Origin of the sequence: Streptomyces sp. 184, from assembly GCF_045781775.1 — a bacterium.
In the GTDB taxonomy this organism is placed as follows: Bacteria; Actinomycetota; Actinomycetes; order Streptomycetales; family Streptomycetaceae; genus Streptomyces.
The window spans coordinates 2,457,783-2,483,665 of the sequence record NZ_CP123230.1 but is presented as its reverse complement, the minus strand read 5'-3'; the positions used below and the strand labels follow the sequence as shown (position 1 = coordinate 2,483,665).

Annotated in this window: 20 protein-coding genes; 5 read left to right on the top strand and 15 right to left on the bottom strand. The window is 74.3% G+C overall.

Translation table 11 applies throughout. The annotated features are described in order from the left end of the window. Positions 1-29: 29 nt before the first annotated feature. Both QBL21_RS10625 and QBL21_RS10620 read right to left on the bottom strand, forming a co-directional pair. Positions 30-866: a 2-amino-3,7-dideoxy-D-threo-hept-6-ulosonate synthase gene (locus QBL21_RS10625; RefSeq protein WP_407561850.1), complete on the bottom strand. Its 837-nt coding sequence runs from the start codon at positions 864-866 to the stop codon at positions 30-32. A 16-nt stretch (positions 867-882) separates the two neighbouring features. Next, complete coding sequence (locus QBL21_RS10620) at positions 883-2,154, bottom strand: aspartate kinase (protein ID WP_407561849.1); 1,272 nt, start codon at positions 2,152-2,154, stop codon at positions 883-885. Between the two features lie 291 nt (positions 2,155-2,445). On the opposite strand from QBL21_RS10620, the gene QBL21_RS10615 reads away from it, so the two are divergent. Beyond that, the gene (locus QBL21_RS10615) at positions 2,446-3,576 is read left to right on the top strand and encodes a sensor histidine kinase (RefSeq protein ID WP_407561848.1); all 1,131 of its coding nucleotides are present in this window, start codon (positions 2,446-2,448) and stop codon (positions 3,574-3,576) included. Beyond that, positions 3,573-4,238, top strand: a complete 666-nt coding sequence (locus tag QBL21_RS10610) for a response regulator (protein WP_407561847.1) — start codon at positions 3,573-3,575, stop codon at positions 4,236-4,238. Before QBL21_RS10615 ends, QBL21_RS10610 begins: the two co-directional genes overlap by 4 nt. Positions 4,239-4,256: 18 nt before the next feature. Here the strand turns inward: QBL21_RS10610 and QBL21_RS10605 are convergent, their stop codons facing one another. Further along, complete coding sequence (locus QBL21_RS10605) at positions 4,257-5,147, bottom strand: aromatic prenyltransferase (protein ID WP_407561846.1); 891 nt, start codon at positions 5,145-5,147, stop codon at positions 4,257-4,259. A gap of 246 nt (positions 5,148-5,393) precedes the next feature. Between QBL21_RS10605 and QBL21_RS10600 the strand changes: the two genes are divergently transcribed. Beyond that, positions 5,394-8,045, top strand: coding sequence for an AAA family ATPase (locus QBL21_RS10600; RefSeq protein WP_407561845.1), 2,652 nt, complete (start codon positions 5,394-5,396; stop codon positions 8,043-8,045). Here the strand turns inward: QBL21_RS10600 and QBL21_RS10595 are convergent. The 4 genes from QBL21_RS10595 to QBL21_RS10580 form a co-directional block, all read right to left on the bottom strand. Beyond that, positions 7,994-10,084, bottom strand: coding sequence for a LuxR C-terminal-related transcriptional regulator (locus tag QBL21_RS10595; RefSeq protein WP_407561844.1), 2,091 nt, complete (start codon positions 10,082-10,084; stop codon positions 7,994-7,996). The genes QBL21_RS10600 and QBL21_RS10595 overlap by 52 nt on opposite strands. Before the next feature lie 293 nt (positions 10,085-10,377). Continuing rightward, positions 10,378-12,564, bottom strand: a complete 2,187-nt coding sequence (locus QBL21_RS10590) for an MMPL family transporter (RefSeq protein ID WP_407561843.1) — start codon at positions 12,562-12,564, stop codon at positions 10,378-10,380. A 176-nt stretch (positions 12,565-12,740) separates the two neighbouring features. Then, a complete protein-coding gene (locus tag QBL21_RS10585; protein WP_407561841.1) occupies positions 12,741-13,217 on the bottom strand; it encodes a DUF6069 family protein in 477 nt (158 codons plus the stop codon). A gap of 160 nt (positions 13,218-13,377) precedes the next feature. Continuing rightward, on the bottom strand, positions 13,378-13,794 hold the full coding sequence (locus QBL21_RS10580; protein ID WP_407561840.1) for a DUF6223 family protein: 417 nt from the start codon (positions 13,792-13,794) through the stop codon (positions 13,378-13,380). Positions 13,795-14,043: 249 nt separating this feature from the next. On the opposite strand from QBL21_RS10580, the gene QBL21_RS10575 reads away from it, so the two are divergent. Next, a complete protein-coding gene (locus tag QBL21_RS10575; RefSeq protein WP_407561839.1) occupies positions 14,044-15,303 on the top strand; it encodes an MFS transporter in 1,260 nt (419 codons plus the stop codon). Between the two features lie 82 nt (positions 15,304-15,385). Here the strand turns inward: QBL21_RS10575 and QBL21_RS10570 are convergent, their stop codons facing one another. The 6 genes from QBL21_RS10570 to QBL21_RS10545 all read right to left on the bottom strand — a co-directional run bounded on the left by QBL21_RS10570 (position 15,386) and on the right by QBL21_RS10545 (position 22,062). Further along, positions 15,386-16,126, bottom strand: coding sequence for a DUF6081 family protein (locus tag QBL21_RS10570; RefSeq protein ID WP_407561838.1), 741 nt, complete (start codon positions 16,124-16,126; stop codon positions 15,386-15,388). A 90-nt stretch (positions 16,127-16,216) separates the two neighbouring features. Beyond that, positions 16,217-17,251, bottom strand: coding sequence for an ABC transporter ATP-binding protein (locus QBL21_RS10565; RefSeq protein WP_407561836.1), 1,035 nt, complete (start codon positions 17,249-17,251; stop codon positions 16,217-16,219). Beyond that, positions 17,248-18,369 (bottom strand): ABC transporter ATP-binding protein, encoded by a 1,122-nt coding sequence (locus tag QBL21_RS10560; RefSeq protein ID WP_407561835.1) that lies wholly within the window; start codon positions 18,367-18,369, stop codon positions 17,248-17,250. The genes QBL21_RS10565 and QBL21_RS10560 overlap by 4 nt, the downstream gene beginning before the upstream one ends. A 2-nt stretch (positions 18,370-18,371) precedes the next feature. Continuing rightward, positions 18,372-19,358, bottom strand: coding sequence for an ABC transporter permease (locus tag QBL21_RS10555; RefSeq protein WP_407561834.1), 987 nt, complete (start codon positions 19,356-19,358; stop codon positions 18,372-18,374). Then, positions 19,355-20,332 carry an ABC transporter permease gene (locus tag QBL21_RS10550; RefSeq protein WP_407561832.1) on the bottom strand — a complete coding sequence of 326 codons (978 nt, stop codon included), beginning with the start codon at positions 20,330-20,332 and terminating at the stop codon, positions 19,355-19,357. Before QBL21_RS10550 ends, QBL21_RS10555 begins: the two co-directional genes overlap by 4 nt. Further along, the gene (locus tag QBL21_RS10545) at positions 20,329-22,062 is read right to left on the bottom strand and encodes an ABC transporter substrate-binding protein (RefSeq protein ID WP_407561831.1); all 1,734 of its coding nucleotides are present in this window, start codon (positions 22,060-22,062) and stop codon (positions 20,329-20,331) included. Before QBL21_RS10545 ends, QBL21_RS10550 begins: the two co-directional genes overlap by 4 nt. 188 nt (positions 22,063-22,250) lie before the next feature. On the opposite strand from QBL21_RS10545, the gene QBL21_RS10540 reads away from it, so the two are divergent. After that, complete coding sequence (locus QBL21_RS10540) at positions 22,251-23,732, top strand: aminopeptidase P family protein (RefSeq protein ID WP_407561830.1); 1,482 nt, start codon at positions 22,251-22,253, stop codon at positions 23,730-23,732. A 118-nt stretch (positions 23,733-23,850) separates the two neighbouring features. Here QBL21_RS10540 and QBL21_RS10535 read toward each other — a convergent pair whose 3' ends face one another. Both QBL21_RS10535 and QBL21_RS10530 read right to left on the bottom strand, forming a co-directional pair. Continuing rightward, positions 23,851-24,561: a GntR family transcriptional regulator gene (locus tag QBL21_RS10535; RefSeq protein WP_407561829.1), complete on the bottom strand. Its 711-nt coding sequence runs from the start codon at positions 24,559-24,561 to the stop codon at positions 23,851-23,853. A gap of 138 nt (positions 24,562-24,699) precedes the next feature. After that, the gene (locus QBL21_RS10530) at positions 24,700-25,563 is read right to left on the bottom strand and encodes a dihydrodipicolinate synthase family protein (protein ID WP_407566373.1); all 864 of its coding nucleotides are present in this window, start codon (positions 25,561-25,563) and stop codon (positions 24,700-24,702) included. Positions 25,564-25,883 lie beyond the last annotated feature (320 nt).

Here is a 25,883-nt window from a genome sequence, read left to right as displayed (position 1 = left end):
GACGGCGGCGGGGATCGGGTGCGCGGTCGTCACGGGGTGAGGGCGAGCCGGTCTCCCCCGTTGGCGGGGGTGCCGGTGGGGTCCGGGGCGTGTCCGGGGTCGTGCACCAGCCGGGCGATGGACGCGGCCATCCGGCCGGGCTTCTCGGCCTGGAAGACGTTGCGCCCCATCGCCACCCCGGCGGCGCCGCCGCGCAGCGCGTCGGAGACGAACGACAGGACGGCGCCCGTGTCGGCGTGGCGCGGGCCGCCGGCCACGATCACGGGGATCGGGCAGGCCCGTACGACGTCGGCCATCTCCTCGGGCGTGCCCGCGTAGTCGGTCTTGACGACGTCGGCGCCGAGGTCGGCGGCGAGCAGCGCGGCGTGCGCCACCAGGTCGGGCGCGTGCGAGTCGCCGATCCCGGGCCCGCGGGCGTAGACCATGGCCAGCAGCGGTACGTTCCAGCGGTCGCACTCCCCCGCCACGGCGGCGAGGTCGGCGACCTGCCGGGCCTCCTGGCGGGAGCCCAGGTTGACGTGCACGCTGACGGCGTCGGCGCCGGCCCGCAGCGCCTCCTCGACGTGCGCCACCAGGTACTTGGCGTCCGGGTCCGGGGCGTGCCGGGTGCTCGCGTTGAGGTGCAGGATGAGCGCCATGCCGCCGAACCAGCCGTGGTCGAGGTGGCGCAGCGTGCCCTTGTGCAGCACGACGGCGTCCACGCCGGTGCCGGCCAGCTCGCCCAGCAGCGGGTCCAGGTCGCCGGGGCGCAGCGGGCCGTCGGTGACCGAGTGGTCGAGCGGTACGACGAGCAGCCGCCCGTCGCCGTGCCGGAAGAGGCGTCGCAGGCGCAGCCCACGGCCGAACGAAGCGTTGAGTACAGCCACTTGTGTCCTGCCTCTCTCAAACGGTGGCGGAGCGGCCGGGGGGCGCGGGCGCGGCGCCGTCCGGGGGCGGCCCGGCGAGGCCGAACTCGCGGTGCAGGGTCTCCACGGCATCGACGGTGCGCTCCCGCGGGACGATCACGGACAGCCGCATCTGGGAGGTGGAGATCCAGCTCGTGGGGATCCCGGCGCCGGCCAGCGCCGCCATCAGCCGGGCGGCGTACTCGGGCCGGCTGAGCAGGCCCATCCCGACCACGGAGACCTTGCCGGCGTCCATGTCGAAGTGCACGCCGCCGCCGAAGGAGGCCGCGACCTCGTGCAGCGCCTCCCGTACCCGGTCGGCCTCGCCGCGGCGGATCGTGAAGCCCATGCGGAACTCGTTCTCGTACGGCCCCGACCTGGCGACCAGGTCCACCACGGTCCCCCGCGCGGCCAGCACCTCGAACACGTCGGGCGCCAGGTCCCGGCGGCTGTCCCGGCAGTGCACCAGCACCCGGGCGACGTCGGTGTCGTGGGTGACCGCGACGACCGCCCGCCGGGTCTCCAGCGGGCGGTCGTCCTGCCGCTCGGCGACCGTCGTCCCGGGCGCCTGCGACGACACGTTCCTCACGCGCACTTCGACCCCTTCCATGGCGGCCAGCTCGATGCAGCGGGTGTGCAGGACCCGGGCGCCCGCGAACGCCATCTCCGCCATCACGCCGGGGTCGACCCACGGCAGGCAGCGGGCGGCGGGCAGCACGCGGGGGTCGGCGGTGAACACGCCGTCCACGTCCGTGTAGATCTCGCACGTCGCCGCGCTCAGCCGGGCCGCGAGCGCCACGGCGGTGGTGTCGGAGCCCCCGCGGCCCAGGGTGGCGACGTCGCCGGCGCGGTCGACGCCCTGGAACCCGGTGACCACCGCCACCCGCCCGGCGGCCAGCGCGGCCCGTACCCGCTCCGCGCCGATGCCGGAGACGAGCGCGTCGCCGTGCCGGTCGGTGGTGCGGATCCCCGCCTGCCCGCCGGTCAGCGAGAGCGCCGGCACGCCCATGGCGCCCAGCGTCATCGCCATCAGCGCCGCGGACTCCGCCTCGCCGACGGCCAGCAGTTGGTCCAGCTCCCGGGACGGGGCCGCGGCGCCGACGTCGGCGGCCAGCCGCAGCAGTTCGTCGGTACGGCCGCCGCGGGCGGAGACGACCACGGCCACCTGCCGGCCGCTTTGCCGGGCCGCCTCGATGCGCCGGGCGGCGCGGCGTACGCGGTCGAGCGTCCCCAACGAGGTACCGCCGAATTTCTGGACGAGCACAGTCACAGCCGTTTCACCGCCTTCGTCGACCCGGTATGGCTCGACAGTAAGCGCGGCTTTCTTCCCGGCCCACTACTCGCCCGGGTAGTGGCGTCGAATTCAGTGGGTCACGCCATGGCGAACGGGCGTTACCGCGAACACGCGATGGCGGCTGCGCGCCGTACGGTATTGCGGTCACCGGGAATTCACCGGATGCCGCGTTCGCCGTACTGCCCGTCAAACTACTGTGTGCGCGGTAGTCGGATACTCCTCCGCAAGCAGTACTCGAAGGCGCGGAACTGCCGTTAGGGTGCTCGTATGCGCGCCCGGCTGTCCACGGTCTGGGCCCGGGTCAGAAGTCTGGTGATCGCGGTCTGCGTGGCCGCCGTACTGCTGATCACCGCGCTGTCCGGGGACCACGCCGCCACGAAGCTCGACCTGCTCGGCTACGGGCTGCTGGTGACCAGCGGGCTGGCCCTGGCCGGCAGCGCCCGTGCGCCGGTGCCGATCCTCGCCGTGACCGGGCTGTGCGTGGTGGGCTACAACGCCGCGGGCTTCGACGTGCCCGCCGTGGCCTACCTGTTCGCCGTCTACGCCGCGGTACGGTCCGGCCACCGCGTCGTCACCGTCGCGGTGAGCGTGGTGCTGGTGCTCACCCTCCCGTACGCGGTGATGGCCTCCCCCGGCGACGGCCCCGCGGACGCCTTCGCGCAGGCCCGCGGCGTGCTCGAACTCGCCTGGCTGATCGCCGCCGGCGCCGCCGGCGAGGCGCTGCGGCAGGCCGAGCGGCGCGCGGACGAGGCCGAGCGCACCCGCGAGGAGGCCGCGCGGCTGCGCGCCACCGAGGAACGGCTGCACATAGCGCGGGAGTTGCACGACTCGCTGACCCACCAGATCTCCATCGTCAAGGTGCAGTCCGAGGTCGCCGTCCACCTCGCCCGCAAGCGGGGCGAGGAGGTCCCGGATTCGCTGCTCGCGATCCAGGAGGCCGGCCGGGAGGCGACCCGGGAACTGCGCGCGACGCTGGAGACGCTGCGCGACGAGGGCGAACAGGCCCCGGCGCACGGGCTCGACCGGGTACCGGAGCTGGTGGAGCGCACCCACGGCATAGGGCTGCACACGACGCTCACGGTCGAGGGCCAGCGGCACGAGGTGCCCGACGCGGTGGGCCGTACCGCCTACCGGATCGTGCAGGAGTCGCTGACCAACACCGCCCGGCACGCGGCGGCCTCCACCGCCTCGATCCTCATCTCCTACCGCCCCGGCGCCCTCGCCATCCGCATCGACGACGACGGGACCGCCCGGCCGGGCGCGGCGTCGAAGCCCGGCGTCGGCCTGCTGGGGATGCGCGAGCGCGTCACCGCCCTCGGCGGCAGCCTGCGCGCCGAGCCGCGAGACGAGGGCGGCTTCACCGTACAGGCCGAACTTCCGGTTGCGAGGATCCCGTGATCCGTGTGCTGATGCTCGACGACCAGCCGCTGCTGCGCAGCGGGTTCCGCGCGCTGCTCGACGCCGAGGACGACATCGAGGTGGTGGCCGAGGCGGGCGACGGCAAGGAGGGCCTGGCGCTGGCGCACGAGCACCTGCCGGACCTCGCGCTGGTCGACCTGTCGATGCCGGTGATGGACGGCATCGAGACGACGCGGCAGATCGCCGCGGACCCGGCGCTGGCCCATATCCACGTGGTGATCCTGACCAACTACGGCCTGGACGAGAACGTGTTCAACGCGCTGCGCGCGGGCGCCGCCGGGTTCCTGGTCAAGGACATCCTGCCGGAGGACCTGCTGCACGCCGTGCGCGTCGCGGCGCGCGGCGACGCCCTGCTTGCGCCGTCGATCACCCGCAGGCTGATCAACAAGTACGTGTCGCAGCCGCCGCTGGACCCGTCGGCCGTGCGCGGTCTGGAGGAGCTGACCAACCGGGAGCGCGAGTCCGTCGCGCTGGCCGCGCAGGGGCTGTCCAACGACCAGATCGCCGACCGCATGGTGATCAGCCCGCTGACCGCGAAGACCCACATCAACCGGGCGATGTTCAAGCTGCACGCGCGCGACCGCGCCCAACTGGTGGTCATCGCCTACGAGTCCGGGCTGGTGACCCCGCGCGGCCGGTGAACCGCCGGCGCCGGCCGGTCAGATGAAGTCCATCGTCCCGGGCTTCCAGCGGTAGTGCGACTCCAGCTTGTAGTACTCGCCCCCGGGCGCCACCGCGACGCCGTAGACGAACTTGCGGTCGCCGTCGTCGGCCGGGACGCCGCGCACGAACCGCTCGATCTCCGGCTCCACCCGGACCGGCAGCGTGGCCAGGTCCGGGGTCGTCACGGCGTAGCAGATCCGCTCGATGCGTGGCGAGTCCCAGGAGAGGGTGACGTACAGCCCGAACGCCTCGCGGCCGAGCTTCAGCATCTGCTCGCTCGGCCGGGCCAGGCCCAGTTCGAGAAGGGTCGCGGTGATGGTGTCGGGCTCGAAGAGGCCCGCGGGCACGTCGTTGAAGTACACGTTGAGGGTGCGGTGGTGGTAGTCGATCCCGACGACGCCCACGCGGTCGGCGAGGCCGTGGCGGGCGAAGAAGCCGGCGTGCCCGGCCAGGGCGGGGGGCATGGCCGGCAGGTCGGCGAACTTGGAGACCTCCTGGAGGTCGTCGGGGGTGAAGAAGGCGTAGACCTTCTTGAAGCCGCCGACGACGCCGAAGTCGACGCCGTGGCTGTCGACGTGGCAGCGCCCCTGCAACTGCGCGAGCACGGCACCGGCGGGGTGGTCGGTGGGCCGGGTGAGGCCGGCGGCGAGGGCGGCGGCGTACGGGTCGCGCTGCTCGGGGTGCGTCGTGAACCGGCAGTCCAGCTCGCCGGCGTGGCGCAGGCTGGTCGCGACGCGGAAGGCGACGACGGTCGCGTCGTGCCCGAAGGCGTCCGCGTAGGCGGCCAGGACGGGGCGTACCGTCTCGGGCGCGCACGGCACGCCGAGCGTGTGGGCCGACTGCTCGACGACTGCGTACAGCTCGTTCATCTCGGCGGTTGCGGACATGCGAACCCCTTGGTCGGCGGAGAATGTATTGCTGTACGTATCGAGGGCTTCCGCGAATGCGCGGGTTATCGGGTACGTAGAAAAGTAATCGCGCCGCGCGGTCCTGCCCACTACCCGGACGGGTAGTGGGGGCTACCCGAGTTGTCGTAGCGGATTTCATTGACCCGCCATTGCCGCTCGATGACCATTGGCGCCAAGGCTCATGGCACGCGTTCGAGGATTCTCCACGGCACCGCGGGGGCGATCATGGCACCACTCGTAGGGCGTGAGGGCACGCTGTCCGTGCTCGGCGGGCATCTGGACGCCGCGGCGCAGGGCGCCGGCGGCTGCGTCGTCGTCGAAGGGCCGCTGGGCATCGGCCGGAGCCGGCTGCTGCGGGCCACCGCCCGGGAGGGCGCGGAACGCGGCCTGACCGTGGTCGCCGGACGGGCCGGGGCACGTGGGGGCACCCCCGCCAACGAGGGCGTAGCCGGTGGGGGAGGTGGCACCCCCGCGAACGAGGGTGCGGCCGGCGGGGGAGGGCAGCCGCTGCCCGTGCACCTGTTGATGAACTACCTGCGGCGGGTGCTGTCGGCCGAGGTGGACGTGGACGACCTGGTACGGCCGGACGGCAATCCGTTCCGGCTGATGGACCAGGTCGGCGAGCTGGTGGAGATCGCGGCGCGCCGGCACCCGCTGGTGGTGCTGCTGGACGACGTGCACCGGGTGGACGACATGGGCGGGCTGGCGCTGCGGGGGCTGGTGCAGTCACTCGCGGGCTCGCCGGTGCTGTGGCTGCTCACCCGGCGGTCGGTGGCGGCGCCGTCGCTCGCGCAGCACGCTGTCGACCGGCTGGTCGACGGCCCCGCGGTACGGCTCCACCTCGGGGCGCTGGACAACGAGGCGGTGGCGGAGCTGTGCACGGGGCTCCTGGGCGCCAAACCGGACTCCTCCGTACTCGCCTGGGCGGCCCGCTGCGGCGGCAACCCGTGGCTGCTGGCCAGCGTGCTCGACGCGCTGGTCACGACGGGGCGGGTGGTGTTCGTGGACGGCACCGCGGCGGCACTGGGCGAGCAGGTGCCCGACGACGTGCTCGACGCCGTCGGCGGGCTGCTGGCGGAGCTGCCGGCGGCGGTGGGGCGGCTGCTCGTCGCCGGCGCGGGCATCGGCGCGGCGTTCACCGCCGCGCAGGCGGCGGCGGCGCTCGGCGGGCCGGAGGTCGCCCCGGTGGCCGGGGTGGACGAGGCGGTGCACGCGGGGCTGCTGCAACGGCACGGCGAGGAACTGGCGTTCGCGCACGAGGTGGTCGCCCAGGCGCTGCGGCATCCGGCGCTGCGTCGGCCGGAGCCGGCCCGGCCCGCGGCGCCCGCGGCGGCGCTGCCCGGGCCGCCCCCGGCCGCCGCGCCGGACACGCAGGAGGCGCGGCCCTGTCCCGTACCGCCACCGGACTCCCCCGCCGCACCGGCGGCGGCGGTGTGCGGCTGCGAGGGCGCGGTGGCGCGGGCCATGGCGGCGCTCGTGGAACACTCCGGCACGGCGGCACGCACCCTCGGCCGGGCCCTGCGGCTGCTCGGCGGCGCGGGGCGCGGGGCCGAGGCCGGGCGGCTCGCGGACGTCGCCGTACGCGCCGGGATCGACGTGGCGGACGCCGTGGACGCCGCAGACACCGTGGACACCGCGGACACGGAGGGTGCCGCGGACCCGGCGCGGGCGGGGCGGGCCGCCGCGGGGCGCTGCGAGGTGTGCGCCCGCCCGCTGTGGACCTGGCTGGTACGGGCCCTCGTCGCCGCCGACGCCTTCGAGGAGGCGTCCGCCGTCTGCGACGCCTTACGGCAGGAGGCCGAGCGGCGCGGCGGGCCGTGGCCCGAGGCGCTGTGGCACGGCCACCGCGCCGAGCTGCTGGCGGCGGCGGGCAAGCTGGAGGAGGCGCGCGCCGAGGCCGAGACGGCCCTCGGCCTGGCGGACGGGACGGCTCCGGAGGACCTGCTGCCCGCGCGGCTCGTGCTGGCCCGGATCAGCATGCACTGCGGCGATCTCGCCACCGCCAGCCAGCAGTTGCGCATGGCGGAGCGGCCGGCGGGGGACGCCGCGGCGGCCGTGAAGCCGCGCCTGGACTGGGCGCTGGCGCAGTTCCACGCGGCCAGCGGGCGGGCGGCGATGACGGTCCGCTCGCTGCTCGACGCCGAGCAGGGTGCCGCGCCCGACCCGCTGCTGTTCGCCGAGGCGCCGACCGCGGCGGCGACGCTCGTACGCCTGGCCGGGCAGACGGGGCTCGGCGAAGAGGCCGCGCAGGCGGCCGGGTTCGCCCGGCGGCTCGCCGAGCGGAACCCGGACGTGGCGTCCCTGGCCGCAGGTGCGGCGCACGCGGACGGCATCCTGCGCGACGACCCGGACGCCCTCCAGCGGGCCGCCGAGCTGTACCGGCTCGCCGGCCGCCCGCTGGCGGCCGGCGGCGCGCTGGAGGACGCGGCCCGCGGCGAGCACGGCGCGCGGCACAAGGACGGGGCGGCGCGGCTGCTCGCGGCGGCGGCGGACCTGTATCTGGACTGCGGCGCACAGCGCGACACGGCGCGGGTGCAGCGCAAGCTGCGCCGCCTCGGCGTGCCGCACGTGCGCGCCGCGCTGGGCACGCACCGGCCCAAGGCGGGCTGGGAGAGCCTGACGGGCGCGGAGCTGCGGGTGGTGCGGGCGATCGTCGACGGCAGGACCAACAGGGAGGCGGCGGGCGTGCTCTTCCTGTCGCCCCACACCGTCGACAGCCATCTGCGGCGGGTCTTCGCCAAGCTCGACATCAACAGCAGGGTCGAGCTGACCAAGCAGTTCCTGGCGCACGAGGCGGTCGCGCCCGAGGGCGCGACCGCCTCCCGTCAGCTCGCGGCGGCCGGTCCCGGGCCCCGCTTGTCGTCGGTGATCGAGTAGATCGCCGCGGCGCCGGAGTACGTGGCGGCCTCGCGGGCGAGTTCGACGCGCGTGCCGATACCCAGCTTCTTGTAGATCTTGCGCAGGTGGTAGTTGACGGTGTGCGCCGAGAGGTGGACGCGCCGGGCGATCTGCCGGTTCGTCATCCCGACGCTGACCAGGTAGGCGATGCGCCGCTCCATGTCGGACAGCACGGCCCAGCAGGAGCCGTGCTGCTGCCCGGCGGCGCCGTCGGCGACCGCCGCCGCGGGGTCGGGCGGTGCGGGCACGACCCGCGGCCTGCGCGCCGGTGCCTGCCCGGCGTGCAGCTTGGCGAGTTCCTCGGTCGCCAGGGCGATCGAGATGGGGTCGGGGGACTGCGCGACGATGTGCGCGAGGCCCGAGGCGTCGCGCTCGGCGAGCGCGTTGGCGTGCAGGGCGCTGAGGCTGACGACGGAGATGCCGGGGTTGTCCCCGGCGAGGCCGTTGACGGTGTCGAGTACGGTGCGCCGGAGGCCGGTGTCGTCGGTGTCGAGCGCGAGCCGGACGAGGAACGCGGCGGCGGCCGGGTCCTCGACGTACAGCCGGCGCTCCGCGGGGAGCCGGTCGTACGTGCCGGAGAGCAGGGCGACGCCCGCGCGGGGCCCTTCCCTTCGGACCGCGAGCCGCACCTCCGCCCAGGCGTACCGCGGCGACTGCCGCGCCAGCCGGTCGTGCGCCGGGTCGGCCCGGGCCCGCTGGAGGTGGTCGGTCGCCGTGGGCAGGTCGCCGGTGTAGAGGCAGACGGTGGCCAGGACGGTGTAGGCGAGCGGCAGGAGCGCGGGGACGGCGTTGCGTTCCGTCGCCGCGGTGACCTGCTCCGCGTGCCGGCGGGCGTCCCGGAACCGGCCGGCCGCCAGGAACAGCCGGGCCCGCAGCGCGGCCGGCGCGGCGTGCCAGACGTCCGCGGACAGCTCGTACAGGCCCGCCTCGGCCTCGTCGACCAGCGCCTCCGCCTCGTCGAACTCGCGCAGGTCGGTGAGTTTGGCGGCGAGTTCGAGCCGGAAGTGCAGCCGCCACAGGGGGTCGGCGGCGCCGCTGTACCGCACCGCGGCACGGCTGAGCCGCATGCCCTCGGCCAGCTCGCCGGCCCGCCAGCTCAGATGCGACAGCGCCGTCATCGCCATCAGCGCGGCGACGTCGTCCGGCTCGTCCTTGCGCTCCCGCAGAATCTCCCGGGACCGCGTTCCGGCCTCCTCCTCGCGGCCCAGCAGCAGCCCGCCCAGGATCGCCGACGCCTGGGCGTCGAGCCGGGCCCCGGCGGGAATTCCGGGGGCGGCCAGGGTGCGCCGGGCGAGATCGGTTCCGACGGCCACCTTTCCCTTCATGATCAGCCCATGTGCCCGCGAATACGGTCCGCCGTCGCCCTCCGCTACCACGGCGAACCGCTCGGCCGGGCGCTCGGGCGCCCACATGCTTCGGTGTGTTTCCTCCGCACTCCTGCCGGAATGGTGCATCGCCTCGCGCTGGAGCGCACCGCGCGCGGGGGCGGGAATGGCCGCGACCGCGCCGCGCATCAAAAAGTCGCTACGGAATACGAATTGACGCTCCGTAGCCGCGACGAATCCCGCGGACATCGCCTCGTCCAGCGGTGCGAGCAGGGTGGCGAGCGGCCGGTTCAGCATCCTGGAGACATCCTCAAGGTGGAACGACCTGCCCTGTAGTGCGGCAATCTTCAACAACTCCTGGCAGCCCGGGCTCAGCTCGCCGAGCCGGAGCTTCACAAACGCCAGTACACAGCGCGGAGTCCGCGCCTGTGCGAGCCGAACCGTTCCTTCACCCCGGGCCACCAGATCCTCGTCGACCAGCCCGTACGCCAGCTCCGCCAGCAACTGCCCGTTCTCACCCGCCGCGGCGGCCAGACCCCGCAGCTCGTCGTCCAGATCGGCGCCGAGAAGCTCGCGCAGGAAGCGCTCGTTCGCCTCGGCGTGCACCGGCCCCGGCAACGGGCGCCCGGACGGGCCGGCCTCGTCGGGTATCGTCTCCGGCTGCTTCGTCCCCTTCGTTGACCACGTTGTCATAATTCCCCTGACTATCCAGGTCTATCCCGGGACTTGCTCAGTCGTTACAGTGCCCTCCGTTCGACTCGCTATCAACTTGATTTTCAACCCGTGGACTTGGCCTGCACTTGGCGCCGACTTGGCGGCAGAATCAGGGGGGTTGCTTTCTTTCCCACAGCATGGTGCACCCTTTACTTGCGGTTGACCCGGCTGCATTCGCCCGGACAAAAGGGCGTCGAAAATACCTGGAAAGCGTCATGCCGGAGCGGGGAATCCCGGCGCCGGGATTCCCCGCCCTGCGGTTCGGGAAACGGTCAGACCTTGGCCTCTTTTCCGACCTCGGCCGGCGGCGGCGAGGTCGTCTCCGGTGCCCGGCGGCCGGGCATCCACCAGTTGCTCTTGCCGCACAGCTCCATCACCGCGGGCACGAGGACCATCCGCACGACGGTGGCGTCGATGAACACGGCGACGGCCATGCCCAGGCCGATCTGCTTGACCGACACGTCGTGGCCGAGCAGCGAGGTGGTGAAGACCGCGATCATGATGGCCGCGGCGGCGGTGATGACCTTGGCGGTCCGCGCCAGCCCGCGGGTGACGGCCGCCCTGGTGTCGCCGGTGCGCTCGTACTCCTCGCGGACCCGTGAGATCAGGAAGACCTCGTAGTCCATCGACAGGCCGAACAGCACCGGGAACATCATCATCGGCACCCACGTGGTGATGGGCATGTCGGTCGGGAACCCGAGGGCCGAGCCCAGCCAGCCCCACTGCACCACCGCGACCAGCACGCCGTACGCGGCGCCGATCGACAGCAGGTTCATCACCGCGGCCTGGAGCGCGATCGTCACCGACCGCACCAGCGCGACCAGCAGCACCAGGGACAGCACGATCACGACCGCGATCATGAACGGCAGCCGCGAGCCGGTCTCGTCGGCGAAGTCGATCGCCCCGGCGTTCGGGCCGCCGACCTGGACGGCATCGCCGCCGGGCACCCCGGGCAGCACGTCGTCGCGGAGTTCGTGCACCAGGTCCGCGGTCTTCTCGTCCTGGTAGCCGGTCTCCGGGAACGCCATGAAGGTGGCGGCCTCGCCGTCCTCGCTCACCCGTGGCTGCGTGACGTCGGCGATGCCCGGCGTGCCGCCGACCGCGCCGACGGCCGGGGCCAGATCGCCGCCCGCGGCGTCGACCTCCGCGGCGAAGATCAGCGGGGCGCCGTAGCCGGGGCCGAAGCCCTCGGAGACGATCTCGTACGAGGTGTAGCTGCTCCGGTCGCGCGGCTGGACGCTGGCGTCGGGCAGGCTGAGCCGCATCGACAGCGCCGGTGCGGCGAGCAGCAGCAGCCCGGCGACGGCCAGCACCGCGGCGGCCAGCGGCCGGCGCTGCACCACGCCGGCCCAGCGCTCCGCGGGGGTGCGGCGCCCGGCCGCGGGTGCGCCCTCGCCCAAGCCGGAGCGGGAGCCGCGGGCGGAACGCCGCGGCAGCCGCAGCGAGTTGATCCGGTGCCCGGTGAAGCCGAGGAACGCCGGCAGCAGGGTCACCGCGGCGACCATCGTCACCAGCACCGTCAGCGACGCGGCGACCGCCACGCCGGTCATCAGCCGCTGTCCCATGGTGACCAGGCCGAGCAGCGCGATCACCACGGTCGTGCCGGCGAAGAGCACGGCGCGGCCCGCGGTGGTCAGGGCGCCCACGGTGGCGTCCTCGGGAGACTCGCCGTCGCTGAGCCTCTCCTTGTAGCGGGTCACGATGAACAGCGCGTAGTCGATGCCCACGCCGAGGCCGATGAGCGCGGAGACCAGGACGGTGAAGTCCGGTGACGGGACGACGTGTCCGGCGATCTTCATCAGCGCGATGCCGCCGAGGATCGCCATCAGCGCGGTGACGATCGGCAGCCCCATCGCGACCAGCGAGCCGAAGGAGATGAACAGGATGACCGCCGCCGCCAGCACGCCCACGCTCTCCGCGGGGCCCTGCTTGGGCGTCTCGGCCTTCTCCGCCTTGTCGCCGCCGAGCCCGAGGAGCACCCCGTCGCCGGAGGCGTCCTTGACGGTGGTCACCAGGGGCTTGACCTCGTCCTTCGTCGCCTCCTTGTCGGTCAGCGGGATGGTCGTACGGGCGATGCGGCGGTCCTCGGTGACCAGTTGCCCGTCGTCGTACGGCGAGGTCACCGGACCGGTGACCGGCGAGTCGGCGAGGTCGGCGACGACCTTCTCCACCTTCTGCCGTACCGCCGGGTCGTCGAGCCCGGCGTCCGCCTTGATCGCGAGGGTCAGCGTGTCGCCCTGCTCCTCGGGGAAGTGCTTCTCCATCAGGGCCTGCGCCCTGGCCGACCCGGAGTCCCCGCCGGAGAAGTCGTTGTCGGGGTCGGCCGCGAGGCCGAAGCCGGCGAACGCCACGGCGATCACGCCGCCGATCCAGGCCAGCAGGACCAGGCGGCGGCGCCGGTGGCAGAACCGGGCCAGCCTCGCCAGGGCGCCGTCCGGGCGGGCGGTCTCGGTGGGCATCATCGTCTCCTCGGGTCTCGGGCGGTGCACCCCCCATCCTCGGGAGCGGGATCACCGGAGTCGACGTACAGATGCAGGCACTACGCGGGCCGCACTACCGCGGTCGCGGTACTCCTCTTGCAGTACATGTCAAAACAGCGGCCGTCGAGAGCACGGGCGCCGGGGCCGCCCCGGGGTCAGACGAAGGAGAGCCGGCGCGCCACCACCGGGATGACGACACCGCCGGCCAGCAGGTGCGTACAGGCCAGCACGGCCTGGGTGGTGTCGGCGGTGTGCGGCGCGAAGCCGGGGCCCGCGAGGGAGAGGACGGTGAACGCCCCCGCGCACACGGCGAAGACGCGCGCCGGGCGCCCGGCGCCGCGCACCCCGCGCCGGGCGAGGCGGTCCAGGACCACCGCGAGGACGATGCCGGCGAGCGACCACAGCACGACGCTCCGCGCGATGCTGCCCACCGGGATGTCCGTGGCCACGTCCTCCCCGATCCCGGCCGCGGTCATCTCGACCCCCGCGCCGCGGGCGAGCAGCGTGAACGACTCCGCCACCACCGCGGCGGCGAGGGTGGCCAGGACGGCGACGAGCCACACCGGTCGCGCGGCCAGCCAGGCGGTCAGGGGCGACGACGGGGACTGGGACTGGGGGGCGGTCGCGGTCATGGCGGTGCCTCCTGTTCGGCGCAGGGGGGCGTTGACCTTTCGTACGGTAAGGCGGCGGGTGCCCGATGCCCATCCGGGCGTGGTCAGTTGAGCACCGGCTTGACAGACGGGGGCGGCTCCGGCGTACGCGTCCGCCGGAGCCGCCCGTCCGCCGTGGGGGCTAGACGGACACCGAGCCGGTGTCCCGGCCGGCGCGCCGCGAGCGGGCCAGCGCCAGCCCGCCGAGGGCCAGCCCGACCACGCCGAGAAGCAGGGCCACGACCGCGCCGCCGCGGCCGGAGCCGGAGCCGACGTCGTCGGAGCCGGCCAGCGCGACGGCGCCGACGACGACGCCGGCCGCCGACGCCGCCACGGACGCCAGCGGCCCGCCGCGGCCGGAGCCGAGCTTGCGCGCCAGCGCGAGCCCGCCGGCCACCACGCCGATCAGCGCCAGGATCGTGGCGGCCATGGCCGGGCCGCGGCCGGAGCCGTCGTCGCTCTCGGCCGCGACCGGGACGTGCGCGGCCGCCGGCGCCGCGCACACGACGACGGCGAGCACGGCGGCCGCGGCGGCGGTGGACAGGTGACGGACGGACATCGGGGACCCCTTCGGTCGCGCGGCGGTTGGCGGCGTCAGCGTACGAACCGGGCCGGTCGCGGGTCGTCCTCCAGGCGCGGCCGATGTGCGCTACCACCGCGGCGGTAGCCGCGGGCGCCGGGGTCTGCGGCGGCAGCAGCCGACTACCGCGTCCGCGGCATCGCGCGCCGCCGACCGCCCCGGGGTTTCTCCGAATTGGCGTCGAAACGCCCTGGAAGTGCCCCTCCTCGGCGGCGTTAGCGTGCGCCCATGGCTACCAAGGTGAGTTCTTCTCCGCCGGCGCGGGGCGCGGGATGGCTGCTGTGCCTGATGTTCGCCACCTTCGTCATCGGCACCGACGACTTCGTCATCGCGGGCATACTGCCGGACATCGCCGCCGACCTGGACGTGAGCGAGGCCGCCGCCGGCCAGTTGGTCACGGTCTTCTCGGTCACCTTCGCGGTGGCCGCGCCGGTGCTGGCCGTGGTCACCGCGCGGCTGCCCCGCAGGACCCTGATCGTCGGCGGCCTCGCGGCCTTCGCCGTGGCCAACACCGCCACCGCGCTGGCCCCGAACTACGCGACGCTGATGGCCGCGCGCGTGGTGACCGCGCTGATCGCGGCCACCGTCTCCCCCGCGGCCTTCGCCACGGCGGCGCGGCTGGCGGCGCCCGAGCGGATGGGCCGGGCCATCGGCACGGTCGCGGCGGGGCTGACGCTCTCGCTGTTCACGGCCGTGCCGGCGGGCACGCTGCTGGGCGACGCCTTCGGCTGGCGGTCGACGTTCGTGGCGGTCGCGGTGGCCACCGCCCTGGTCGCGGCGGCCTCGGCGGCGGCGCTGCCCCGGGTCACCGGCGCCCCGCAGCTCGGCGTACGGGGGCAGTTGCGGATCCTGGGCCGCCCGGCGGTGCTGCTCTGCGCGACGGGCACCGTGGTCTGCGCCGGCAGCGGCCTGATGATCTACACCTACGTGGCGCCCCTGACCCGGGACCTGACCGGCCGGGGCGGCGGCGTCCTGGCCCTGTTCATCGCGGTGGTCGGTGTCGCCGGGGCGGTGGGCACCGGTGCGGGCGCGCTGCTGACGGACCGCTGGGGCCCGGACCGTACGCTGCGGGTGTCGATCGCCGGCGTCGTGGCCGCGTCCGCGCTGCTGGCCGTGACCGGGGCGTCGGGCCGCGAGGCGCCGGTGTGGCTGGTGGCCCTCAACCTGGCGGTGTGGGGGTGCGCGGCGTGGAGCTTCACCCCGCCGACGAACACCCGGATCCTGCAACTCGCGGGCGAGGCCGGCACGGAGGCGGTGGCGCTCAACACCAGCGGGCTGTACGTGGGCGTCGCGCTGGCCGGCGCGGGCGGCGGCGCGGCGCTGGCCGTCTTCGACGGCACCGGGGTGGCGGTCGCGGCGACGGCGGTGGGGCTGGTCGCGTACGCGGTGACGGCGCTGGCGATCCGCCGCCACCCGGCCGGCGGCGCGCCCCCCGCACCGCCGGCGCCCGCTCCCCCGGTGGGCGGAAATACCGTGAACGCGGGATGACCGAAGGCGGCGGGGCCGGGGTACGGTCGGGGCACCGGCTGTCCCCGGCCCCCCGGCCTTTGCGGCATCCCCGCGCCCGCGGTCAGCGGTCGCTCGTCGTGATCCGCCACGGGCCCCACCATCCGGTCGCGCCCTGCCCGCGCTCCCGCTCCGCGCGGGAGTAGCGGGCAAGGTCGCGGGCCGAGAAGAGGGCCATCCCCGCGTGGAAGCCGGTCACCGGCACCGGCACCCGCGCCCAGTACGCCAGCCGCCCGTCGACGTACCACTGCACCTCGGACGTATCGGCCCGGTAGCCGACGGCGTAGCGGTGCGCCCGCCCGGGTTCCGTGGGCACGTCCATGACGACCCGGTGGATGTAGTGGTCCTCCGGCCGGCTCACGCCGGGGATCACCAGCCGCTCGACGACCGCGTACACCGTGTCGTTGGTCGCGGCGGCGTTGATGACGACGCCGGTCTCCAGGTCGAAGAGGTTCACGGTGCCGAAGGCGTCGAGCAGGTCGTACGGGACCTGCCCGTAGGTTCGCACCGCCATTTCCACCTCGAACGTCAGCCGCCCCGCCGCCGGCACGGCGAAGCGCCGCACCGACCGGTACATCTGCTTGGCGTTGTTGCGCCGCGGGTCGGTGTCGTGGAAGCGGCTGAACGGGTTGACCGTCAGCGTCAGCCGCCCGTCGCCGGTGCCGACCCGGGCGTTGGCGTCCCGGTACTCGTGCCGTACGCCCCCGGCCCCCGTCATCTCCATGACCCGCCAGCGGGCCGGGTCGAGTGCGCCGCGGGTGAAGTCGTCGTAGGTCCACGTGCTTGCCACCGATGCGGAAGTCATGCAAGCCACCATCGGCTCGCGGGTACGTACCGGACATCCCAGGTTCACGCGGTTCCCCCGGCCCGCGACGCCAATTCCCGCCGGCGGGGGTCAGCCGGTCTCCGGGAAGTGGCAGGCGGCCTCCCGGGGTCCGCCGCCGATGCCGAGCAGCGCGGGCCGCCGGGTCCGGCACACGTCCTGCGCCTTCGGGCAGCGCGGGTGGAACGCGCAGCCGCTCGGCGGCGCGGCCGGGCTCGGCAGGTCGCCCTGGAGGACGATGCGTTCGCGGGCGCGTTCCACCGCCGGGTCGGGCACCGGGACCGCGGACAGCAGGGCGCGGGTGTACGGGTGGGCGGGGCGGGCGTAGACGTCGTCGCGGTCGCCGATCTCCACGATCCGGCCCAGGTACATCACCGCGACGCGGTCGCAGACCCGCTTGACCACCGACAGGTCGTGGGCGATGAACAGGTAGGCCAGGCCGAGTTCGCGCCGCAGGCGCTCCATCAGGTTGACGATCTGCGCCTGGATGGAGACGTCGAGCGCGGAGACCGGCTCGTCGGCGACGATCAGCCGCGGCCGGGTGGCCAGCGCCCGGGCGATGGCGACGCGCTGCGCCTGGCCGCCGGAGAACTGGTGCGGGTAGCGCCGCAGGTGCTCGGCGCCGAGCCCGACCTGCTCCAGCAGTTCGGCGGCCCGCGAGCGCGCCGCGCGCGGGTCCGTGCCCTGGACGACCATCGGGTCGGTGAGGGTGCGGAGCACCCGGTGGCGGGGGTTGAGCGAGGAGAGAGGGTCCTGGAAGACCATCTGGACGTGGCGCCGCACCGGCCTAAGAGCCCGCTGTCCGAGGTGGGTGATGTCCGCGCCGTCGAACGTCACGGAGCCGCCGGTGGGCTCCAGCAGCCGTACGAGCATCCGCCCGGTGGTGGACTTGCCGCAGCCCGACTCCCCCACCAGGCCCAGGGTTTCACCCGCCCGCAGGTCGAAGCCGACGCCGTCCACCGCCCGCACCGCGGGGGCGGGGCGGCCGGTGCGGGTGCGCCGGCCGGGGAACGTCTTGACCAGGCCGCGGGCCGACAGCAGCGGGGCGCCGGCGGCCGGGCGCGGGCCGGGGCCGGTGAGCGGCGCGGCCTTGCGGGTGGACGTCATCGGGTTCCCTCCGGGGCCGGGGTGTGCAGGTCGTCGGCATCGCCGCGCGGTGGTGCGGGCGGCCGGTCGTCGGCCGGCGGCAGCGGCAGATGGCAGGAGACCAGCCGCCCCGCCCGCAGCGGTACGAGGTCCGGCCGCGCCGCGCCGCACCGTTCGCGTACGTCGCCGGGGGCCGCGGCGGCGCGGGCGCAGCGGGGCGCGAAGGCGCAGCCGGGGCCGGGCGCGAGCAGCGAAGGCGGGCTGCCGGGGATGGTGTGCAGGGGCACGCCGGGGTCGTCGTCGAGCCGCGGCAGCGAGTCGAGGAGCCCGCGGGTGTACGGGTGCGCCGGCCCGGCGAACAGCTCGTCCACCGGCGCCTGTTCGGCCGGCCGGCCCGCGTACATCACCAGGACCTCGTGCGCGACGCGCGCGACCACCCCCAGGTCGTGGGTGATCATCACGACGCCGAGGCCGCGTTCGTCCTGGATGCGGGCGATCAGCTCCAGGATCTGCGCCTGCACGGTGACGTCGAGCGCGGTGGTCGGCTCGTCCGCGATGAGCAGGTCGGGCTCGCAGGCCAGCGCCATGGCGATCATGACGCGCTGGCGCATGCCGCCGGAGAACCGGTGCGGGTGGTCGGCGGCCCGGCGGGCGGGCTCGGGGATGCCGACCTCGCCGAGCATCTCCACCGCGCGCCGCCGGGCGGCGCGGCGGCCCGCGCCGAAGTGCACGCGGTACGCCTCGGCGATCTGCTCGCCGACGGTGTAGTAGGGGTGCAGGCTGGACATCGGGTCCTGGAAGATCATCGCCATCCGGCGCCCGCGCAGCTTCGCCAGCTCCCGGTCGCCGAGCCCGGTCAGCTCGCGGCCCGCCAGCGCGACGGACCCGCTGACCTCGGCGCCGCGGTGCAGGCCCAGCACGGCCAGGGAGGTCACGGACTTCCCGGACCCGGACTCGCCGACGATGCCGAGGGTCCGGCCGGCCCGTACGGTGAAGTCGATGCCGTCCACGGCCCGTACCGGCCCGGCGGAGGTGCGGAAGGTGACCTTCAGGTCGCGTACGCGCAGCAGCGGCGGCTCGCCGGCCGGATCGCCGGCGGCGGTGGCCCGGCCGTCCTCGGCGGTGTCGGGAGCGCTCATGTTCAGTACCTCACCCTCGGGTCGACGACCGCGTAGAGGATGTCGACGACGAGGTTCGCCGCCACGATGAAGAAGGCCGCGAGCAGCGTGACCCCGAGGATCACCGGCTGGTCGGAGCGCTGGAGGGCGTCGAAGAAGAGCCTGCCGACGCCGGGGATGCCGAAGATGCTCTCGGTGATCACGGCGCCGGCGAGCAGCCCGCCGAGGTCCATGCCGAAGATGGTCAGCACCGGGGTCATGCCGGAGCGCAGCCCGTGTTTGACCACGACGACGCGCTCGGGCATGCCCTTGGCGCGTGCGGTGCGGATGCAGGGCTGCGCCATGGCCTCGATCATCGAACTGCGGCTCTGCCGCGCGTACATCGCGGCGTACAGCAGCGCCAGCGCGGTCCACGGCAGCAGCAGGTTCGCGGCCCAGTCGAGCGGGTCTTCGCCGAGCGGGGCGTACTCGGGGTACGGCAGCACGCCGGCGACGCGGACCACGCCGTGGATGAGCATGACGGCGGTGAAGTAGACGGGCAGTGACGCGGCGGCGACGGCGCCGACCATCAGGGTGCGGTCGGTGCGCGTGCCCTTGCGCAGGGCCGCGCCGATGCCCGTGCCGAGGCCGAGGACCAGCCACATGACCGCGGCGCCGAAGGCCAGCGACGCCGAGACCGGCAGCCGGTCGGTGAGGAGGTCCCACACCGGCAGGGAGTACTCGTAGGAGTAGCCGAAGCAGGGGAAGCCGCACTGGAGCGCGTGCGGCCCCTCGCCCAGCTCGCGGCCGGCGAAGATGCCGGTGAGGTAGTCGCCGAACTGGTGCCACAGCGGCTGGTCGAGCCCCATGGAGTGGCGCACCTCGGCGAGTCGCTCGGGGGTGCAGGTCTTGCCGCACGCCGCCGCCGCGGGGTCGGCGGGCAGCAGGTAGAAGATGGTGAAGGTGACGAGGCAGATGGCCAGCATGACGCCGGCGACGCCCACGAGCCGGCGGGCGAGGTAGAGGATCACGCGCGGTCTCCCCGGGGGTCGAGGGTCTCCCGGAGCGTGTCGGCCAGCACGGTGAACGCCAGCACGGCCAGGAAGAGGAAGGCGCTGGGGATGACGAAGTACATGGGGTCGGTCTCGTAGAAGGAGACGGCCTCGGAGATCATCTGTCCCCAGGACGAGGTCGGCGGCTGTACGCCGACGCCGAGGAAGCTGAGCGCGGCCTCGGTGCTGATCATCCCGGGGATGAGCAGGGTGGTGTACGCGATGACGGGCCCGGAGACGTTGGGCAGGATCTCCCGGGTGACGATCCGCCAGGCCCCGAAGCCGCCGGCGCGGGCGGCGTCCACGTACTCGCGGTGCTTGACCGAGAGCGTCTCGCCGCGCACCACGCGGGCGATGCCGGGCCAGCCGAAGATGCCGATGACGCCGGTCATCAGCAGCACGCGGTTGACGTCCTGGGCCACCGACATCATCGCGATCATGAAGATGAGGGAGGGGAAGGACATCGTGAGGTCCATCAGCCGGCTGAGCACGGTGTCGACCCGGCCGCCGAAGTAGCCGGCCGTGATGCCCGCGGCGGTGCCGACGACGACCACGATGGCGGTGGCCGCGAAGGAGATGAACAGGGAGACCTGCCCGCCGTGGACGACCCGGGCGAACAGGTCGCGGCCGGTGACCGGCTCGACGCCCAGCCAGTGTTCCGAGCCGATCCCGCCGAGCGCCCCCTTGGGCAGGCCGCCGAGGTACGGGTCGACGGCCGACTTGTCGAACTCCGTGGGGGACCAGCCGCCGAGCGCGCTGAGCAGCGGCGCGGCGGCGGCCATGAAGACCAGCAGGGCGACGACGGCGAGGGCCGCGCAGGCGCCGCGGTCGCCCCGCACCGCGTGCCACGCCAGGCGCCAGGGGCTCGGGTCGGCCGCCGCCCCGTCGGCGCCGGCCGAAGCCGCGGCGGGCTCGGTCCGCGGCTCCCCGGAAGCCTTGCGGAGTACGGTCATGACGTCCCCGGGTCCTTCAGGCCGATCACCGCGTAGTCGAACTGCCCGGTCCAGACCGGGTGTCCGAAGGCGCCGGCGATGTTGTCGCCGACCAGCAGCGGCTTGCGCTCCCACAGCAGCGGGACGGCCGGGGCCTTCGCCATGATCCGCGCGTCCAGCTCCGCCCACGCCCTGTTCGCCTCGCCGACGTCGGTCAGGGTGGCGATGCGGTCCATCTCCCGCATCACCTCCTCGTCGCGGAACTGGGCGTAGTTGCCCTTGTTGCCGGTCTCCTGGATGGTGCGGCCGTCGAAGACGAAGGGCAGGAAGGTGGCGCCGGAGGGGTAGTCGGGGCACCAGCCGCTGATCGCCATGTCGGGCGCGTTCTTCGTGTCGCCGATGGTGTCGTAGTAGACGGAGGGGTCGGCGGTCCGGATCTTCACGGTGACGCCGGCCCGGCCGAGGCTCTGCTGGAGCGCCTCGGCCCTGGTCTTGTCGCCGGTGGAGACGGTGAGGGTGGCGGTGAAGCCGTCGGCCTTCCCGGCGTCGGAGAGCAGCTTCTTCGCCTTCGCCACGTCCCCGGCGGGCGGGATGCCCAGCACGTCGCTCTTCTTGCCGCCGGCGAGCGCGGGCGGCAGGTAGGCGGTGGCGACCTCGTTGAGCGCGGGGCCGCCGTTGGCGGTGACCTGGGCCTCGCGGTCGACGGCGGCCATCATCGCGCGGCGCACGGCGGGGTCGTCGAAGGGGGCGCGGGAGGTGTTGAGGTGCAGCATGTCCGTGCAGCCGGTGATCTCGGCGGCGAGCCGGGCGCGCACGTCCTTCTTGGAGAGCACCTTGGCCACGCTCTCGGGGCGCATGTCGGCCCACTCCACGGCGGAGGCGTCGCCGCCGCCGCTCGCGATGAGCCGGTCGTCGATCTGGTCGCCGCCCAGGCCCATCCTGACCACGATCCGGTCGGGGTACGCCTTGCGCACGGGGTCGGTGGCGGCGCGCCAGTGCTCGTTGCGTACGAGCACCAGCTCCTTGCCGCGGTCGTAGCGGTCGATCCTGTACGGGCCGGAGGAGAACGGCCGCTGGTCGTACTGGACGCCCCTGTCCTCGGCCTCGGGGACCGGCGCGAACGTCGGCAGGGTGGCGGTGTAGGAGAACTCGGCGATGGGCCGCTTGAGACGGAAGACGATGGTCCGCTCGTCGGGGACCTCGATGGAGTCCAGGTGCTCGCCCTTGAGCGGACCCTCGTAGCCCTCGGTGCCGGCGAGGTACTGCTGCGCGTAGTCCGGGCCTCCGGTGAGGTCGGCGGCGAAGGACCGCTCGACGTTGTACTTCACGTCCCGCGCCGTGACGGGGCTGCCGTCCTCGTACTTCAGCCCCTTCTTCAGCGTGAACGTCCACACCTTGCCGCCCTCGGAGGGTGTGCCGAGGTCGGTGGCCAGGTCCGGGACGATCTCGGTGCCCTTCTCGCCGGGCTCGGCCCGGAAGGTGGTCAGGGTCCGGTAGAGCAGCCGGATGCCGAAGTCCATGTCGGGCATCGTCCAGTTGCGGGCCGGGTCGAGGTGGGCGAAGTCCTGGTTGGACAGCACGGTCAGCGTGCCGCCGCGCTTGGGGGTGCCGCCGATGACGCCGGTGGCGCCGGGGTTCTTGCCCCTGCCGCCGCCGGAGTCACCGGAGTCGGCCGAGCAGGCGGCCGCACCTGCGGTGAGGGCTGCCGCGAGAGACGCCGCGAGCGCGGCGCGCACACTTCTGCTGATCATGTTCCACTCCGTCGTGGATGGGTCCGGGGCTGGGATCCGAGATCACCGGGGGGCGACGGGGCCGTCCGGCCCGCTTCCCTCCCCTGGCGCGGTGTGTAACATAATAATGTGCAATTTTATTGGCAAGGGATCGGCGGACTCGTTACGCACCCGTGTCCGGCACCCCCCGCTCACCAGGAGCCGCCCCGATGGACCAGCCCCTCGCCCGTCCCCGTACCGGCAGCCACGACCTCGGCGTCCCGGCCGCCCTCCAGACCTTCATGAGCAGCGCGTGGGCCCCCAGCCCGCTGCCGCCCGGCATCCGCGTCCCCGGATACGACGCGCTCGCCGGCCGCCGCGCGCGGCTGTCCGCGCGCTTCCCCGGCGAGCGGCTGGTGCTGCCCGCCGGGGTGCTCAAGGTGCGCTCAAACGACTGCGACCACCGCTTCCGCCCGCACAGCGCGTACGCCTGGCTGACCGGGCTGACCGGCGAGGACCAGGCCGGGCACGTCCTGGTCCTGGAGCCCGCCGGGGCCGAGGGCCACGAGGCCGTGCTGTACGTGCGCCCCCGCTCGGACCGGGACACCGACGAGTTCTACCGGGACCGCCGCTACGGCGAGTTCTGGGTCGGCCGCCGCCCCGACCTCGGCGAGGCCGCCGAACTGACCGGGCTGGCCTGCCGGGACCTCGACGACCTGGCCAAGCTCACCGCCGGGCCCCGGCCGCCGGCCCGGGTGCTCTGCGGACTCGACGCCCGCACCGACGGCCTCTTCGACCGCGGCCCGCACAGCGCCGCCGAGCCGGACCGGGACGCCGAACTGGGCACGTACCTGGCGGAGTTGCGGCTGGTCAAGGACGACTGGGAGGTCGGGCAGCTCCAGCTCGCCGCCGACCACACCGCGGCCGGCTTCGAGGACGTCGTACGCGCCCTGCCCGCGGCCCTGCGCCACCCGCGCGGCGAGCGCTGGATCGAGGGCGTCTTCCAGACCCGCGCCCGCGCCGAGGGCAACGGCACCGGCTACGAGACCATCGCCGCCTCCGGCGAACACGCCTGCGTGCTGCACTGGATCCGCAACGACGGCCCGCTCGACCCGGCGCGGCTGCTGCTCCTCGACGCCGGCGTGGAGACCGACACCCTCTACACCGCCGACGTCACCCGCACCCTCCCGCTGTCCGGGCGCTTCTCACGCGTCCAGCGGCAGGTGTACGAACTCGTCCTCGCCGCGCAGAGCGCCGGCATCGACGCCCTGCGGCCCGGCGCCCGCTTCCGCGACTTCCACCACGCGGCGATGGCCGTGATCGCCGAGGGGCTGTACGACTGGGGCGTGCTGCGCATCACCCCGGAGCAGGCGCTCGACCCCGACAGCGGCCTGTACCGGCGCTACACGCTGTGCAGCAGCGGGCACATGCTCGGCCTCGACGTGCACGACTGCGCCAAGGCGCGGGCGAGCCAGTACCTCGACGGGGTGCTGGAGGCGGGGCAGGTCCTCACCGTGGAGCCGGGGCTCTACCTCCAGCCCGACGACGAGACGCTGCCGCTGGAGCTGCGCGGCATCGGCGTACGGATCGAGGACGACCTCGTGATCACCGAGGACGGCGCCCGGCTGATGTCGGGCGGGCTGCCGCGCGACCCGGACGCGGTCGAGGAGTGGATGGGGACCCTGCTCGACGCCGGCAACGGGACGGCCTGAGCGACGGGCGCCCCGAGCGGGGGCGGTCGGCAGGCGGTCGACGCGACGGGCCGGGCCGACCGCCCGGCCCCGACTCCGACTCCGGCCCTGACCCCGGCCCCGACTCCGCCCCCGGGCCCTAGCCCTCGCCGAGCCGCAGCGCGCTGGCCCGCTTCGCGGCGCTGCGCTGCCCGGCCGCCCACAGCGTGCGGATGTGCCCGAGGTGGCCGGCCATCAGCTCCTGCGCCGCCGCGGCGTTGCCGGCGATCATCAGGTCGAGCAGCGTGATGTGCTCCTGCGCGGAGTCGACGAGCGCGCCGGCGCGGTCGAGGTCCGTCAGCCCGTACAGCCGGGAGCGGTTGCGCAGTTCGGCGACGACGGTGACCAGGTGGTCGTTCCCGGCGAGCGCGAGCAGGCTGAGGTGGAAGCGGCGGTCGGCCTCCAGATAGCCGATGAGGTCGTGCTCGCGGGTGGCGGTGACGATGTCCTGGGCCATCGGGCGCAGCGCCTCCAACTGCTCCGCGGTGGCCACTTCGGTCACCCGGCCCACGGTGGGGATCTCGATCAGCTCGCGGATCTCCGTGTAGTTGTCGAGGTCGCCCTCGGTCATCTCGGTGACGCGGAAGCCCTTGTTGCGTACCGCCTCGACCAGGCCCTCGCGGGCGAGGTCGAGCATGGCCTCGCGGACGGGCGTGGCCGAGACGCCGAACTCCGTGGCCAGCGCGGGCGCGGAGTAGATGACGCCGGGCCGCAGCTCGCCCGCTATCAGCGCGGCCCGCAGGGCGTTGGCGACCTGGTCGCGCAGGTGCTTCTGCACCGAGATGAGCCTGCCCCGCTTCGCCTCAGCCATGGTGTTCCCTCCGCGGGCGGCGAGGGCTCGATGCGCGATGTGACATTTTTGTATGTTACCCCGCCCTCCCGCCCCGGCGGCCGGAGACCGGGGCGGGAGAAGGCCGAGGGGCCGCTCGGGCGCGGTGGTGCGGGCGGGTCAGCCCAGGCCCTCGGCGAGCAGCTTCTCCGTGATGCCCCGTACGGCCGCCGCCTCGTCGTCCGTCAGCGGCGAGCGCGGCGGGCGGCAGGGGCCGCCGTGCAGCCCGGCGACGTCCATCGACAGCTTGATCGCCTGGACGAACTGCGGCTTGGAGTCCCAGCGCAGCAGCGGGTGGAGGGCCCGGTAGAGCGGCTTGGCCAGCGCCAGGTCGCCGTCGGTGGCGGCCCGGTAGAGGGTGGCGCAGGCGTCGGGCAGCGCGTTGGGGAACCCGGCGATCCAGCCGACGGCCCCGGCGACGGCCAGCTCCAGCAGCACGTCGTCCGCGCCGGTCAGCAGGTCGAGTCCGGGTGCCAGCTCGGCGAGTTCGTACGCCCGGCGGACGTCGCCGGTGAACTCCTTGACCGCGACGATGCTCTCCTCCCCGTGCATGGCGGCGAGCAGCGCGGGGGTGAGGTCGGTGCGGGTGTCGTACGGGTTGTTGTACGCCACGACCGGCAGGCCGACCTTCGCCACCTCGGCGTAGTGCGCGCGGACGGCCGCCTCGTCCGACCGGTAGGCGGTGGGCGGGAGCAGCAGGACCGAGCCGACGCCGGCCTCGGCCGCCCGCTCGGTCCAGCCGCGGGCCTCGGCGCTGCCGTACGCCGCGGCCCCCACCATGACCCGGTCGCCGTCGCCCGCCGCGGCCACGGCGGTGTGCACCAGGCGGATGCGCTCGTCGTCGGTCAGGGTCTGGTACTCGCCCAGGGAGCCGTTGGTGACGACCCCGTCGCAGCCGGCGTCGAGGAGCCGGCGGACGTGCTCGGCGTAGGCGTCGAAGTCCACGGTCAGGTCGGTGCGCAGCGGGAGCGCGGTGGCGACCATGAGGCCGTGCCAGGGGCGGGACCGTTCCTGTGGGGCAGAGGTCATGGAGTACTCCGGGTGAGTCGCGGCATGCGGGCGGGGCCGCGCTGTCGCGGGCCCGTGGAGCAACAGTACAATGTCACATGGTTCTATGGGTACCGACCCGGGCGGCCGTGCCCGCCGGGGTCCGGGAGCAGGGTCCGAAAGCGGGGCCCGGGAGCGGGCCCCGGGAGCGGGGGACGCGAACGGCCCGGGTGGCGGCGGTGGTGGTGCGCTCCGCTCGCCACCCGGGCTCCCCCGGGGCTCCTCCCTCCGTGTCGTCGTGCCCTTGCGCCGCTACC